The sequence below is a fragment of the Gordonia zhenghanii genome (assembly GCF_021738965.1).
GTDB lineage: Bacteria > Actinomycetota > Actinomycetes > Mycobacteriales > Mycobacteriaceae > Gordonia > Gordonia zhenghanii.
The window spans coordinates 84,652-98,052 of sequence record NZ_JAKKOQ010000017.1 but is presented as its reverse complement, the minus strand read 5'-3'; the positions used below and the strand labels follow the sequence as shown (position 1 = coordinate 98,052).

At 63.0% G+C, this 13,401-nt stretch carries 11 protein-coding genes, 1 pseudogene and 1 other annotated feature; of the genes and pseudogenes, 6 read left to right on the top strand and 6 right to left on the bottom strand.

Features of this window, described 5'->3' with window-relative positions; all coding sequences use genetic code 11:
• Positions 1 to 578 precede the first annotated feature (578 nt).
• The 3 genes from L5G32_RS17350 to L5G32_RS17340 all read left to right on the top strand — a co-directional run bounded on the left by L5G32_RS17350 (position 579) and on the right by L5G32_RS17340 (position 3,655).
• Positions 579 to 1,469: an SGNH/GDSL hydrolase family protein gene (locus L5G32_RS17350; RefSeq protein WP_237012334.1), complete on the top strand. Its 891-nt coding sequence runs from the start codon at positions 579 to 581 to the stop codon at positions 1,467 to 1,469.
• 224 nt (positions 1,470 to 1,693) lie between these two features.
• The gene (locus tag L5G32_RS17345; RefSeq protein WP_237012333.1) at positions 1,694 to 2,653 is read left to right on the top strand and encodes an alcohol dehydrogenase catalytic domain-containing protein; all 960 of its coding nucleotides are present in this window, start codon (positions 1,694 to 1,696) and stop codon (positions 2,651 to 2,653) included.
• Positions 2,654 to 2,656: 3 nt separating this feature from the next.
• Positions 2,657 to 3,655 carry an alpha/beta hydrolase gene (locus L5G32_RS17340; protein WP_237012332.1) on the top strand — a complete coding sequence of 333 codons (999 nt, stop codon included), beginning with the start codon at positions 2,657 to 2,659 and terminating at the stop codon, positions 3,653 to 3,655.
• A 66-nt stretch (positions 3,656 to 3,721) separates the two neighbouring features.
• Here the strand turns inward: L5G32_RS17340 and L5G32_RS17335 are convergent, their stop codons facing one another.
• Together L5G32_RS17335 and L5G32_RS17330 are read right to left on the bottom strand one after the other, a co-directional pair.
• A complete protein-coding gene (locus L5G32_RS17335; RefSeq protein WP_237012331.1) occupies positions 3,722 to 4,630 on the bottom strand; it encodes a helix-turn-helix domain-containing protein in 909 nt (302 codons plus the stop codon).
• A 214-nt stretch (positions 4,631 to 4,844) separates the two neighbouring features.
• A complete protein-coding gene (locus tag L5G32_RS17330; protein ID WP_237012330.1) occupies positions 4,845 to 5,423 on the bottom strand; it encodes a TetR/AcrR family transcriptional regulator in 579 nt (192 codons plus the stop codon).
• A gap of 422 nt (positions 5,424 to 5,845) precedes the next feature.
• On the opposite strand from L5G32_RS17330, the gene L5G32_RS17325 reads away from it, so the two are divergent.
• Both L5G32_RS17325 and L5G32_RS17320 read left to right on the top strand, forming a co-directional pair.
• Positions 5,846 to 7,092 (top strand): IS3 family transposase gene (locus L5G32_RS17325; RefSeq protein ID WP_237012329.1). Its coding sequence is split into 2 segments (ribosomal slippage): positions 5,846 to 6,131 and positions 6,131 to 7,092, totalling 1,248 coding nucleotides; the frame shifts between segments, so codons are not numbered across the junction.
• Positions 6,124 to 6,252, top strand: a sequence feature (AL1L pseudoknot). It overlaps the preceding gene by 129 nt.
• Positions 7,093 to 7,290, top strand: a pseudogene (locus L5G32_RS17320) (integrase core domain-containing protein); the annotation flags it as partial.
• 73 nt (positions 7,291 to 7,363) lie between these two features.
• Here the strand turns inward: L5G32_RS17320 and L5G32_RS17315 are convergent.
• From L5G32_RS17315 to L5G32_RS17305, 3 genes are all read right to left on the bottom strand, one after another.
• The gene (locus L5G32_RS17315; protein ID WP_237012328.1) at positions 7,364 to 7,507 is read right to left on the bottom strand and encodes a hypothetical protein; all 144 of its coding nucleotides are present in this window, start codon (positions 7,505 to 7,507) and stop codon (positions 7,364 to 7,366) included.
• A 188-nt stretch (positions 7,508 to 7,695) separates the two neighbouring features.
• Positions 7,696 to 9,948, bottom strand: a complete 2,253-nt coding sequence (dnaB, locus tag L5G32_RS17310) for a replicative DNA helicase (RefSeq protein WP_372491718.1) — start codon at positions 9,946 to 9,948, stop codon at positions 7,696 to 7,698.
• A gap of 305 nt (positions 9,949 to 10,253) precedes the next feature.
• A complete protein-coding gene (locus L5G32_RS17305; protein WP_237012336.1) occupies positions 10,254 to 11,453 on the bottom strand; it encodes an oxygenase MpaB family protein in 1,200 nt (399 codons plus the stop codon).
• 123 nt (positions 11,454 to 11,576) lie between these two features.
• Between L5G32_RS17305 and L5G32_RS17300 the strand changes: the two genes are divergently transcribed.
• Positions 11,577 to 12,131 carry a TetR/AcrR family transcriptional regulator gene (locus L5G32_RS17300; RefSeq protein WP_237012327.1) on the top strand — a complete coding sequence of 185 codons (555 nt, stop codon included), beginning with the start codon at positions 11,577 to 11,579 and terminating at the stop codon, positions 12,129 to 12,131.
• 11 nt (positions 12,132 to 12,142) lie between these two features.
• Here L5G32_RS17300 and L5G32_RS17295 read toward each other — a convergent pair whose 3' ends face one another.
• Positions 12,143 to 13,357 carry an acetyl-CoA C-acetyltransferase gene (locus L5G32_RS17295; RefSeq protein WP_237012326.1) on the bottom strand — a complete coding sequence of 405 codons (1,215 nt, stop codon included), beginning with the start codon at positions 13,355 to 13,357 and terminating at the stop codon, positions 12,143 to 12,145.
• Positions 13,358 to 13,401: the final 44 nt, after the last annotated feature.

Sequence of the window (13,401 nt, the reverse complement as noted above, 5' to 3'; positions counted from 1 at the left end):
TCACTCTGACCATCGATCCCGACACCAACCCGCAGACGGAGGTGAGTACCGATCCATTGATGGAACTACCCGCCTGATCACCAACGAAGGATCACAAACCAGTTACACCACTACAAGGGGCTTGACCTGTCGCCTCGCCCCTCTCCCCGCATCTGCCGTTCCATAGCCACAAGTATATGCTCATCGACCAGAAGGAAACTCAGCACTTCTACAAGGCGATCGAGTGCCGGCCGAAATCCTTCGCAATCTGCTCGATCGTCGTACCGCTCTCACAGGCCGACGCACCTCCCGGGCAAGGGATATCAGATGTCGCCTACCTGCGCGGCAGTCGCATCCCCAACGGATTACGGGCTGGCTGGTAGCCCGCCCACAGTGGTCTATATGAAACTTGCGCTCTATTGGCTCCAACGCGTAACTTACATTCTGTAAGTAATCGGATGTGGTCGTGCTCTCGGTTTCAGGTGGGAGCTGTCTGGCGTTGGCGAGCGGGTGTTTGCCGGTGATGTGGACGTCGGCCGAGAAGGTAAAGGATTGTGATGCGAAGAGGAACAAGCTTCCGGGGCGGTCGACGAGGAGTCATGGGGTTGACGGCCCTGATCGCTATGTCGGGAATGCTGGTGATTCCGAATGCTTCAGTGCAGGCGGCACCCGTGCAGGCTCGAGTCGGAGACTACGTGGCGCTCGGCGACTCCTTCGCCGCTGGTCCGGCGATCCTGCCGCTGAAGGATCTCGATGTCGTCGCACCGTGCACGAGATCTGCGGTCAACTACCCGTCACTCTTGGCAAAGACTGTCGGTGCAGAGCGCTTCACAGACGCCACATGCGGCGGGGCTGAAACTGAGGACATTGATCTGGTCAATCAAGGTACCGGGCTACTCGGGGCCCCGATCGTCCCGCAGGTTCGTCACCTGTCGCGGAGGACAGATCTGGTCACATTGACGATCGGCGGTAACGACGCGGGCTTGGTACAGGCCGCACTGAAGTGCGCCTACCGCCTGTCGGATGAAGAGCCGTGCATGACCGGGACGCTGAAGCGGGAGACGGAGGCCAAAGTGGATGCAGTCGGCCCCGCGCTGCGGCGCGTACTGGGCGCGATCCGCACGCGTGCGCCACACGCCCGAGTGCTCGTCACCAGCTATACGAACTATGCTGACGTCTCACATTCGAAGTGCTCGAACCAGCATGTTCGCGGTGACGACATCGCGGCGCTGCAATCGATTGTCGACAAGCTGGGTGCGGTGCAACGAGAAGTGGCAGAAGACCTCGGCGTTGAGTACGTCGATTTGATCTCTCCGGCGGTCGGCCACGATGGCTGCTCCGCAGCTCCGTGGTCAAACGCTGCTCAGCCGATTTTAAACCTGCACGACTTCTCTGTCGCTTTCCATCCGACCGCCGCGGGGGAACGAGCCTTCGCGCGGATCATTGCCGACCGGGTGACTGAGGGAGCGTCAGCCGGCAGCCCGGCCTGACGCGGGTGCACGCATGAACCTCAAAGGAGCCTGATGCGGCACGCCCCCAGCAGTTCGGGTCCACGGACCGTCAGCGGCGAGGGCTAGCCCGGTTCATCTTTTGCAGGTGCGCAGGATTAGGCAGATGTCGGAAAGGATCGGGCAGTCGGCGTCTGGTCCGGTTGGGCGAGTATTGACTGAGTCGGATCAAGCTGGCCCGTTCGGTTAACGACGAGGAGATGTTGATGACAAGTACCACTATGCGTGCTGTGCACGTGCCTGCTGCGGGGCAGGGGCTGACGCTCGGGAGCGCACCTGTTCCAGAGCCGCAACCGCAACAGGTGCGGATCAAGGTCGAAGCGTGCGGAGTCTGCCACGGCGAAGCGAAGATTATTGACGGGTGGGCGTCTGCCTATCCGCGGATACCCGGTCATGAAATCGTCGGCGTGATAGACGCGCTTGGCGACGCTGTCCGCGGATGGCGCTTGGGCCAGCGTGTCGGGGTCGGTTGGCATGGTGGACAGGGGGAGACGACGGGCATGACTGTCGACGGCGGGTACGCCGAGTACACGGTCGCGCGCGAGGAATCGCTAGTGGCGATTCCCTCGGGTATGAGTCCGGAAGAGGCGGCTCCAATCCTGTGTGCTGGCGAGACGGTGTTCAGTGCGCTCAGGAACAGCCATGCCCGTATCGGTGATCTCGTGGCAGTGTCCGGGATCGGCGGCTTGGGTCACCTCGCGATCCAGTATGCGGTGAAGGCTGGCTACGAAGTAGCCGCGATCTCGCGGGGTCGGGATAAGGCGCATTTGGCACGTGAACTTGGTGCCCACCATTATGTCGATGCCGAGGAGGGCGTCGAGGAGCAACTCAACGAGTTGGGGGGCGCGTCGCTCATCATTGCTACGGCCCCGCACGCAGATGCGATCAAGCCGCTGCTCGGCGGCCTGGCCGCTGGTGGCGAGCTCGTTCTTGCCGCTGTGTCTGAGGATCCGATCGGTTGGTCCGCGCTGGACTTCCTCGGCGGCCAAGTCACCGTGAAAGGCACTTTCACGGATGCAAGTGCGATGTCGGATGCGATCGACCACAGTATCTTAACTGGAGTGCGGCCGCGAGTCGAGGTGTTCCCACTCGAGGAGGCCCCCGACGCATACCAGCGAATGATGAATTCGGACGTGCGATTCCGTGCGGTACTGAAGGTGAGCTGACGAATGCAAAACCAGTTGGAATTCACGAGCGACATTTTGGGCGACGCCTTCGTTGCCCACACTTTCGACCTTGGTCCCGACCCAGATCGTGAACCTGGCGGCAACGTCGTAGCGACACTCGTTAAGCACACGGCATCATCCGATGATCCGCATCATGCGGTGCTGTGGGTGCACGGATTCTCCGACTACTTCTTCAACCCGGAAATCGCGGAGTTCTTCGCCGATCGAGGATATGCATTCTATGCACTGGATCTGAGGAAATCGGGTCGCTCCCTGCGGGATGGTCAATCACCACACTACGCCACTGATTTCGCCGTGTACGACAAAGAGCTTGATCTTGCAGTTGATGCGATTGCGGCGGAGCATCCGACGCTCGGAATTGTTGTCGCTGCTCACTCCACGGGAGGATTGATCACCCCGCTTTGGTTGGACAGGCGTCGGCGGCGCACCTGTACTGTGCCTATTGTCGGCCAGGTCCTCGACAGCCCTTGGTTCGATATGCAAGGGCCAAGGATGCTCCGCGCCATTGGCGTTCCATTTATCAAGATGATAGGTGGAATGGCTGGAACGCGTGTCGCACCGGCCGAGCAAAGTAGCGTTCATGGGTTGACGGTCCACGCTGGCCATCATGGTGAGTTCGACTACGACGTCGCCCTCAAACCGATCAATGGTTTCCCGCTGCGGTTCGGGTGGCTCCGAGCGGTAACTGTGGCACACAGCAAGCTCCACCGAGGCCTGGACACAGGCGTGCCGTCGCTGGTATTGCGGTCGACGCGAAGCCTTTCGGTGAAGGAGTACAGCACGGAGGCCTCCCGCGCTGACCTAGTCCTGGATACCGAGCAAATTGCCAAATGGGCAGGAGCCCTCGGGAATCGGTTGGCCGTCGTGCCTATCGCTGATGCCAGGCACGGCGTGTTCGTCTCTGAGCGGGCAGCGCGTGAGATCGCGTATGACGAACTTGATGCGTGGCTCTCGCGCGAGATCGAGTGCCAGCCGATCTGACGTGGGTGCGAGCCGCTCGTCCTGCTTTGCCGAGGACACTCCAGTCTGGCCGGACGAGCGGTTCGCCTACGTCGCAGTACCGCGTTCGGCGAGACGATGGAGCCGTTCCTGGAGATGAGTGATGTCCTGCCGTGGAGATTTCCCGAACTCTCGCTTGTATTCTCGCGTGAACTGAGACGCACTCTCGTAGCCGACCATGACAGCAACGTCGCTCACGCTTGCCGCGCCCTCGAGTAGAAGTCGGCGCGCCTCACTCAAGCGCAACACCTTCTGGCACCGAACGGGGCCCATCTGCACGACATCTCGAAACTTCCGGTGAAAGGACGAGGCGCTCATTCCGCTCGCTCTCGCCAAGTCTTCAACTGAAAATGACTGCCGGAAATTCCGCTTTATCCAACCATTGATGTTCACGATGTCGAAATCAATCTGGAATCCAGTAATCGAGGTAGCCACCGCGGCGCCGTGAACACCTGTGAGTAACCGATATGAAATCTCATTTCTCACCAATTCCTGCAGGAAAGATCCTTCCGTTTCGTCACTGAGTTCTATCAGTCGGTGCAGGGAGAATAAAAGACGCGACTCCTCCGTATCTAATGTCTGACGTGTTGCTCGTGAGGTGCTGCCAATTTCGTCAATCCGCAACAGGGTCAATGCGATCTCTTCGGAGGTGTACTCGTACACAAGTACCGTCCACGGAAGGTCGTTCGTCTCAGCTACTGGCGGAGTGTGAATCTCGGATATCAAGAAATCCCCGGGCGAATATTGTGTACTGTTTCCGAGTTGATTGATAGTGAGCGCCCCCTCCAAGACCACCAAAGCGTAGGGTCGCCCTGCGTTCGGTAGTCGGAAGGTCTTGCCTGATCCACGGTAGGCGATCAGTCCTGGGAGGAGCGTATGGGCACCGAGACCTGCTGGAATAGCATCCGTGACGGATCGTTGTAGACGGCGGGTCGCGGCCGCGGTGTTCCTGCTCATAACTTCTCCGTCGCGCGAGGTAAGGACATTTATTCTACGGGTAGCGTCGGAGCCCCGCCGGCTCGACCGAGCAACTGATGTCTTGACCTATGTAGTCGTGTCGGGCCGACGGTGGGACACTGGTCTGCTCTCGTGGACAACGAACACCGCTCATGAGAGCCCTAACCTAGCTGAACTAGTTGATTTGCGGCCAGGCTGGCCGCGCCCGACCCGTTCAGTCGTCGACCCATTGCCCTAGTCCGCCCATGGCGATGGAACAGAAGTGCTCGACGATCATTTCTCGATCAAGATCAGGGCGAGTGAGCCACCAGTGTCCCAGTCGTTCGCCGATACCGGACAGTGCGTGCGCCGCCGCATCGGTGAAATCGTCCGGAGTGTCGGGAAGTGCAATACGCAGAAGGGCGGCAATCGTCTGAACATGCTCAGAGCGCAGTGCGACAAGCTCGTCTCGGTAGATGCCTGTCAAGACCGAGGCACTGGTGAACAAGAGCAGCCACCGACCCTCGTTCTGCTCGATTGAACCGAAGTAGAACTGTGCACCAGCTCTGAGTTGGTCGGTCGGTGCGGATTCGGGGTCGACGACACTCCTGAGTCCCTCGTTGTACGAGTCGTAGACTCGCCGAACGCACGCTATGAAAGTGCCTTCCTTCGTGTCGAAATGGTTGTACACAATTGGGCGCGTGACATCCGCAGCGCGCGCAATGTCTTCCATAGATGTCAGCGCGTACGTTCGTTCGACGAACAGGCGCTCCGCAATGTCGAGCAGTTGATCGTGACGCGCGGCGTACGACATGCGCCGACGCGGCGACACTCCCGTTGGTGACGAGCGATTCGTAGACATCGCCCCTCCGATCGAAGTTGGTGGAGTTTCTCGTACATCTTGACTCAAGTCTTCGTTGGAGCCGCATGCTCCGACGCGCCCTGCTACCAGTTTGCGGCCAAGCACTGCTGGACGGTGGCTTGAACCAAGTGGCACTTGGTCGCGTGATATGCCTGCAGGCCAGAAGATCGTGTGTGGGGCCTACTCGACGAGAAACCAGACGACAGTGGACAGAGGGGACTGCTGCACGGATGTGACATCTGAGTTGGCTTGCCCGGCCAGGGCGGGCTGGAAGGATGTTGTTATGCCTAAGCCGTACCCCAAGGAGTTCCGCGAGGACGTGTGAATCGCCCCGGGTCTGGTGGAGGCTCTGAATCCACGGGAGGATGAGGAGCATGGCAGCACCGAGGAAGTACCCCGACGAGCTTCGGGAGAGAGCCACGAGGATGGCTGTTCAGTCACGGCGCGATCCATCGACGAGGTCGGGCACGTTCCGCCGTGTGGGCGAGCAACTGGGGATCAATCCCGAGACTTTGAGGAACTGGGTTGTGCAGGCCGAGGTCGACGAGGGGCACCGTCCCGGGACCACGACCAGCGAGTCCCAGCGCCTGGTCGAGCTGGAGAAGGAAGTGCGTGAGCTGCGCAGGGCGAACTCGATCCTGAGGTCGGCCTCGGCTTTTTTCGCGGCGGAGCTCGACCGCCCACAGCGTTGATCGTGGAATACATCGACCAGTACAAGCATGAGTTCGGCGTCGAGCCGATCTGTCGGACGCTGACCGCAGCGGGCACGCAGATCGCGCCGAGCACGTACTACGCGTTCAAGACCCGACCACCCTCGAAGCGAGCACTGCGCGACGAGGAACTGCTGATCGAGATCCACCGCGTCCACTCGGCGAACTTTGGCGTCTACGGGGCGAAGAAGGTCCACGCCCAACTGCGTCGCGAGGGCGTCGTCGTCGCGCGCTGCACGGTCGAGCGGCTCATGCGCGTTGCGGGGTTACGAGGGATTAGCCGAGCCAAGGGCCCGCGCACCACGATCTCCGGTCGCGGCCCGGATAGTCGGCCTGACCTGGTCGATCGTGACTTCACTGCAACCGCTCCGAACCAGTTGTGGGTCGCGGACATCACCTACTGCCGCACCTTCGTCGGCTGGGTGTATGCCGCGTTCGTCATCGACGTGTTCTCTCGCCGCGTGGTCGGCTGGCAGCTCTCGAAGTCGCTACGGACCGACCTTGCGCTGGACGCGTTGGAGATGGGCATCTGGACCCGCGATCGCGCAGGCCAGTCGGTCACCGGGCTCACGCACCACAGCGACAAGGGCGTTCAATACGTCGCCATCCGCTACACCGAGCGTCTTGCCGAGGCTGGCGCGGCCGCCTCGGTCGGTTCCACCGGCGACTCATACGACAATGCCCTGGCCGAGGCCTTCAACTCGCTGTTCAAGGCCGAGCTGGTCCGCAACCGCGGGCCCTGGAAGAATATCGACGACCTCGAGATCGCGACCGCGGAATACATCGACTGGTTCAATCACCGGCGATTGCACGGCGAGATCGGCATGATCCCGCCCATCGAGCTCGAGGACACCTATCATCACAACCACCCCGCACCGGTACCCGCCGACGCGGCACTTGCGAGCCTCTGACAAACCCGGGGCGATTCACGATTCCACCGAACGCTGGCCGATGGTTGGGCTTATGCCCGAAAGTACGACACCGAGGCCGACCGCCGGAACAGCCTGCCCGCCTGGCTCCACGCATATAATCACCACCGGCCACACTCAGCCTGCGGGAACCAGCCTCCCGTCAGCCGTTTAACCAACCTGCCCGGTCAGTACAGCTAGTCCTCGACGACGGCGAATGGTTACGTCTGGCGAGAGACCTGAGTCTGGATGATCTGCCCGGGGCGGTCCCCTCTCAGCGAGTGGCGTAGACGTCGCTGACGTCCGCGGCGGTCGCGCGAACCAGCTTGGCTACCATGACCCTGCAGGTGATCAGCAGCGGCAGCAGGACGTAGAAGGCGTTGATCAGAATTCCGATCGTCATCACGATGGTGAGCATCAGTGCGAGCACCGAGAGCCAGGAGCAGGACGGTGTCGAATGTCATCAGCCAGTTCTGCGATATCTAATCTGAGGCTCGTTGAGGTCCGCCAACGTCCCGTACTTTAACAGGCATCCCGACGCGCCCGAGATCTGTCAATCTGCGGCCACAAGCCACGCTAGTCCTCCCCGCATCTCGACAATCGCCCCTAGCCCCGTGCCATATCCACGAACTTCGACAGATGCAACTGGTGCGCAACGGTGATCGTCGCCGTCGGACCGTTACGGTGCTTACCAACGATGATGTCCGCCTCACCGGCACGCGGATCGTCGCGCTCCACCGCATCGGGACGGTGCAACAGGATCACCATGTCAGCGTCCTGCTCGAGCGAACCCGACTCACGAAGGTCCGAGACCTGCGGCCGCTTGTCCGTACGCTGCTCAGGTCCACGGTTCAGCTGGCTGATCGCCACCACCGGGACTTCAAGCTCCTTGGCCAACAGCTTGATCGACCGAGAGAACTCCGAGACCTCCTGCTGACGCGACTCGACCTTCTTGCCCGACGTCATCAGCTGCATGTAGTCGATGACCACAAGACGCAGATCGTGGCGCTGCTTGAGACGACGCGCCTTCGCACGGATCTCCATCATCGTCAGGTTCGGCGAGTCGTCGATGAACAGCGGAGCCTCGGTGATCTCGCCCATCCGACGCGCGAGACGACTCCAGTCGTCGTCGGACATGTTGCCGCCGCGCATGTCGCCGAGCTTGACGCGCGCCTCCGCAGACAGCAGACGCATGACGATCTCGGTCTTGCTCATCTCCAACGAGAACATGACCGACGTCAGACCGTTGTGGATCGACGCCGACCGCAACCAGTCCATCGCCAGCGTCGAGTTGTGCGTCGGCACCATCGCTTCGCCCGCCAGGTACAGGTGATCGGGGTTGTCGACCTGCACACAGCGCACGGGGACGGTCGGAGTCGACCGCACCGACGTCACCAGACGCGAACGCACCTGGGGCCGCAACTCCTTGTGGCGCTGCATCTTGTCGTGGACGGTGAACACGTCGTCGGGAGCGGCCAGCCGGATCCAGCCGCTGCTCGCGCGACGGAACGTGTAGCCGAGCCCGGCAGCGAGATCGCCGACGATCCCCGACATGTGGTTTGTCGCCGCGGGTACCGTGATCCACCCGTCGTCGTCGACGCGCGCACGCGAGTCGAGGATGCCCGACAGGAGCGCGCGCCGCTGACCGACGGAGCCCCTGAGATACTCGCGCGGGACGCGACCACCGAGATCGGCCATCAACGTCATCACGTCGACCGGCCCCTCGGCCTCGATCCGCAGTGCGATCTCCGGATCGTCGTACGCCATCCCGGCCAACGCGCCGACCGTGTACGGCCCGTACGCGAGCGGCCGGTACGGCAACTGGATCGGCTCGGAGTTCTGCACGGTTGCGCGACCGGCATACCGCTGCAGCGCATCAGTCGTGAGCACCTCACGACGGCCGTCGATCTCGGCGACCCACTGGTGCTGCTGGTCAGCGATCAACGACGACCCGTCGTCGAACTCCACCTCGAAGCACGGGCGGTGCGTCATCACCTCGGTGGCGGCGACGACCTTCGTCGGCCGACCGTCCGCACCGAACAGGCAGTCGCCGACGGCGACCTTGCCCATCGTCGTAAACCCGGTCGGCGTGGGCAGCGGAGTGTCAAGCGCCAGCGCCTTGCCCATGCCGGGGCGCGCAGCGACGATGATCATCTGTCCGGGGTGCAGACCGTTGGTCAGCTTGTCGAAGTCCGCGAATCCGGTCGGCACACCGAGCGACAGCCCGCCGCGCGATGCGATCGAGTCGAGCTCGTCGAGCGTCGGCTGCAGCAGTTCCTCCAGGACGATGTAGTCCTCGGCGGTCCGCCGCTCGGTGACCTCGTACACCTCGGCCTGCGCACGGTCGACGACCTCGGCCACGTCCTGGCCGCCGTCGCCCGCGTAGCCGTACTGGACGATGCGGGTGCCCGCCTCCACGAGACGGCGCAGAATCGCCTTCTCGCCGACGATCTCCGCGTAGTAGCCGGCATTGGCTGCGGTCGGCACCGTCGAGATCAGCGTGTGGATGTAGGGCGCTCCGCCCACCTTGCGCAGATCGCCGCGGCGTTCGAGTTCGGCGGCGACAGTGACCGCGTCGGCAGGCTCACCGCGCCCGTACAGCTCGAGGACCGCGTCGTACACGGCCTGGTGCGCAGGTTTGTAGAAGTCGCCGGGGCGGACACGTTCGAGGACGTCGGCAACGGCGTCCTTGGACAGCAACATGCCACCGAGCACCGATTGTTCGGCTTGAAGATCCTGCGGGGGCTGACGCCCGTAGTCCTCCCGCGGAGGGGCTCCCGCCTGGTCAGGCTCAGGCCCCTGTTCCTCCAATGCCGTCACCCGCGCCTCCCCGTGCAGTCGATCGTCGCCAGCCGCCAGGCCGGTGTTCCCATCCCGTTCAGCTACCGATTGGCGAACTGAAACCTTCCCAGAGGTTAGGGCCACGCAACCGCTGCATCAAACCACCCCTGTGGATAACACTGTTGATGCAATGTGGACAACGTCGAAAACCTCTGGACGGCATGTGCACCCCGCTGTGGATTGTTTGGGGAATTCCCCGAACAATCCCTACAAATAGCCTGGTCAGGTCAGTTTATACAATTCCCCAGCGATGACTTCCGCTATCCGCGGCGTGTTGCGTTGCGCCACGCCCGGAGGGAACTCCACACCAGGTTGAGACCCCGTCAGCGACGAAGTGCGCCAGACGCGTCGAACTCGGCCTCGCGGTCGGCCATCTGCGCTCGGTACCAGTTCTCGCGGTGTGCGACCATCCACCTCTCGTGGACGCGGCCGATCGGCGGAATCCGTCGCAACGTCTCGATCGCGAACACGAGCGGAAAGCGCAGGAAGATCCATGCGAGCCCCGGAAGCGCGTTCGGCATGTCGTAGCGGGCGTAGGTCGTCGGAATCATGAACAGCCGCGAGTACGCCGCGTAGATCATCCCGTTGTACTGCTCGCGCAGCCGTTCGAGACCGGTGTGCCCCTCGCGCGGAGCGAACGCTCTCGGAAACGACTCAATGAGTTCGGCTCCGTGCGTACCCGCATCGTGACTGCGCGTGAACGTCACCAGTGCCAGCAACCGAAGCGTGTCCGCGAGCGTCTCCGGATACCAGGTGTTGCGGATCCCGAGCAGGTATCCCATGTAGCGCTGAAAGTGGATGAGCGCGTTGATCTCCTTGGGCGTGGTCTGCACTCCGACACCCCACAGCGCGAGCGCAGGCACCACGCTGCCGCCCGAGAGCGTCAACAGTTGGTATGCCTGGCTAATCGGGTATCCCCACCGCGACTCGTCCCATTCCGGATGCTTGGCGACGCCGCGCCGAACGAACACGTGCATCACGCGCACCATCATGGCGGTGGCGCGCCCTTGGCTTCCCGGCGTGAGGAGTGCCCCCGGCTGAGAGACGTCGATCCAGAACTTCGCGGTCTCGAGGAATCGACGGAGCGCGTTGTCTCCGGCATATCCGCCTGCCAGTGACAGCGGTGTCGCGACAGCCGCTTCGGTGTACATCTCGAGCGTCTCGCCGCCCGCGACGCTGAACAGGAACGTGCCCCAGCGACGCCACACCTGTGCGCCGGCCTCGACGAGTTCCGGATCGACCCATTCGGGGACGTCTTCGAACTCACCGAAGAGCGCGACCATGGCTTCCGGCGGGTCGTCGATGCTGCCGAGTCCGTGATCGAGCGCCCTCTTGAGCATCGCCCGTCCGGCTTCTTGCCCGATCGCCCCGAGGAATACCTCGTCGACGAACCGTTCGGCGACCGGGTCGGAGTTGTACATGTCTCCGCAGAACGCCTCGATCTGCTCGGTCGTCGGGAAGACGTCCGTGCCGGTGATCCGCTTGGCGATCTTCCGCACGCGACGAACTCGCGGTCGCTTCATCGTCTCCCAATACGGGAACGCGGTCGGCGTCGGACGCTTGACCTGTGCGGATGCGGTGGCGGAGTCAGGTGATGTTGTGGTCACACCCGTGACCATACCACGAGGTACGGTACCGTCGTATTTATGACAACGACACGTCGCAGCCCCCGCCTGTCGGCTACCGACTGGGTCGATGCGGCACTCGCGCTGCTGACTGCCGACGGCGTCTCGTCGGTGAAGATCTCCCGACTGTGCGACCGACTCGGAGTCACCAAGGGCAGCTTCTACTGGCATTTCAGCGATCTCGACGCCTTGTGGGAGGCGATGGCCGAACGTTGGCGAGAGACCCACAACGCTAAGTTCACCGAACTCGACGAGATAGCGACGCTCCCTCCGGACCAGCGGGTGGTCGCACTCGCAGGCATGCTGATGAACGCAGAGAACTTGGTCGTGGAGACCGCGATCCGCGACTGGGCACGCAGCAATCCGCGCGTGGCCGAATCGGTGCGCAGGATCGACAGCGAAGTGTTCAAAGCCGTCAATGCGGCGATGCTCGAACTCGGCATCGACGCCGAGCGGGCACGACTGACTGCAGGACTGCTCGTGTACGCCGGGATCGGCTACATCCACGGCCACGAGGCGCTGCCGTCACCCAGCCCAGACGAGTTGCAGACAGTGATCACGGGACTGCTCGGGTAGCAGTCCGGAACCTAGCCCGCGACCCGTTCGAACACCGCAGCCAGCCCCTGCCCGCCGCCGATGCACATCGTCTCCAACGCGTACCGCCCTTGCCGACGATCGAGTTCGCGCAGCATCGTCGCGAGGATCCGGACACCCGTCGCGCCGACCGGATGACCCAGCGAGATGCCGGACCCATTGACATTGATCCGCTCATGATCGGCCACGCCGAGGCCCAGCGCGCTGGTGCAGGCGAGCACCTGCGCGGCGAACGCCTCGTTCAACTCGATCAGATCCACGTCGGTCATCGTCAGACCGGCACGCTCCAAGGCCAGGGTGGACGACGGAACCGGTCCGATCCCCATCCGGGACGGTTCCACGCCGGCCGCCGCCCACGTGACGAGTCGGGCCAGCGGTCGAAGACCAAGGCGCTCAGCCTCTTCCGTTGTCGCGACGATGCACGCGGCAGCACCGTCGTTCTGGCCGCTCGAGTTCCCCGCAGTGACGGTCGCGTCCGGATCGACCCTCTGCCGGACCGGACGCAACGCCGCCAACGCCTCCGCCGAGATGTCGGGGCGCGGATGCTCGTCGCGATCGTGAACGACGTCGCCCTTACGCGATGAGACGGTCACGGGCACGATCTCGTCGTCGAACCGGCCGTCGGTCTGGGCGGCGACCGCACGCAGATGAGAGTCGAGCGCGAGCGCGTCCTGCGCCTGCCTGCTGATCGAGTACTCGGCGCGCAGGTTCTCGGCCGTCTCGAGCATCCCGCCGTCGACCGGGTGCAGACGGCCACCCGCGGTGACCCGCCCACGCCCGATACGATCCATCAGCTTCGTATCGGCGCCCCGGAGGCCGAACCGCAGGCCGAGCGCGTAATGCTCGGCCTGGCTCATGCTGTCGGCCCCGCCCGCAACGACTAAGTCGGCGACCCCGGTCTGCACGCGCATCGCGGCGTCGATCACGGCTTGCAGGCCGGATCCGCACCGCCGGTCGATCTGCATACCGGGCACGCGTACGTCGAGACCTGCGTCGAGAAGCGCGACGCGACCGATGGCCGGCGCTTCGCCGTTGGGATAGCACTGACCGAAGACGACGTCGTCGATGTCTCGGCCGTCGATTCCGGTCCGCTCGACCAGGGCCTTCACCACGGCCGCTGCGAGTTGCGCAGCAGGGACGGATGCGAACATCCCGCCGTAGCCCCCGACCGGGGTTCGGATGGGTTCGCAGATCACCGCGTCGCGCATACTCGAATTCCTCTCTCGGCAGACACTCGTCCGCCTCCGACGAT

Coding starts and splice junctions, on each gene's coding strand:
- L5G32_RS17350 (WP_237012334.1), top strand. CDS start 579: ATGGGGTTGACGGCCCTGATCGCTATGTCGGGAATGCTGGTGATTCCG.
- L5G32_RS17345 (WP_237012333.1), top strand. CDS start 1,694: ATGACAAGTACCACTATGCGTGCTGTGCACGTGCCTGCTGCGGGGCAG.
- L5G32_RS17340 (WP_237012332.1), top strand. CDS start 2,657: ATGCAAAACCAGTTGGAATTCACGAGCGACATTTTGGGCGACGCCTTC.
- L5G32_RS17335 (WP_237012331.1), bottom strand. CDS start 4,630: ATGAGCAGGAACACCGCGGCCGCGACCCGCCGTCTACAACGATCCGTC.
- L5G32_RS17330 (WP_237012330.1), bottom strand. CDS start 5,423: ATGTCGTACGCCGCGCGTCACGATCAACTGCTCGACATTGCGGAGCGC.
- L5G32_RS17315 (WP_237012328.1), bottom strand. CDS start 7,507: ATGCTCACCATCGTGATGACGATCGGAATTCTGATCAACGCCTTCTAC.
- L5G32_RS17305 (WP_237012336.1), bottom strand. CDS start 11,453: ATGAAGCGACCGCGAGTTCGTCGCGTGCGGAAGATCGCCAAGCGGATC.
- L5G32_RS17300 (WP_237012327.1), top strand. CDS start 11,577: ATGACAACGACACGTCGCAGCCCCCGCCTGTCGGCTACCGACTGGGTC.
- L5G32_RS17295 (WP_237012326.1), bottom strand. CDS start 13,357: ATGCGCGACGCGGTGATCTGCGAACCCATCCGAACCCCGGTCGGGGGC.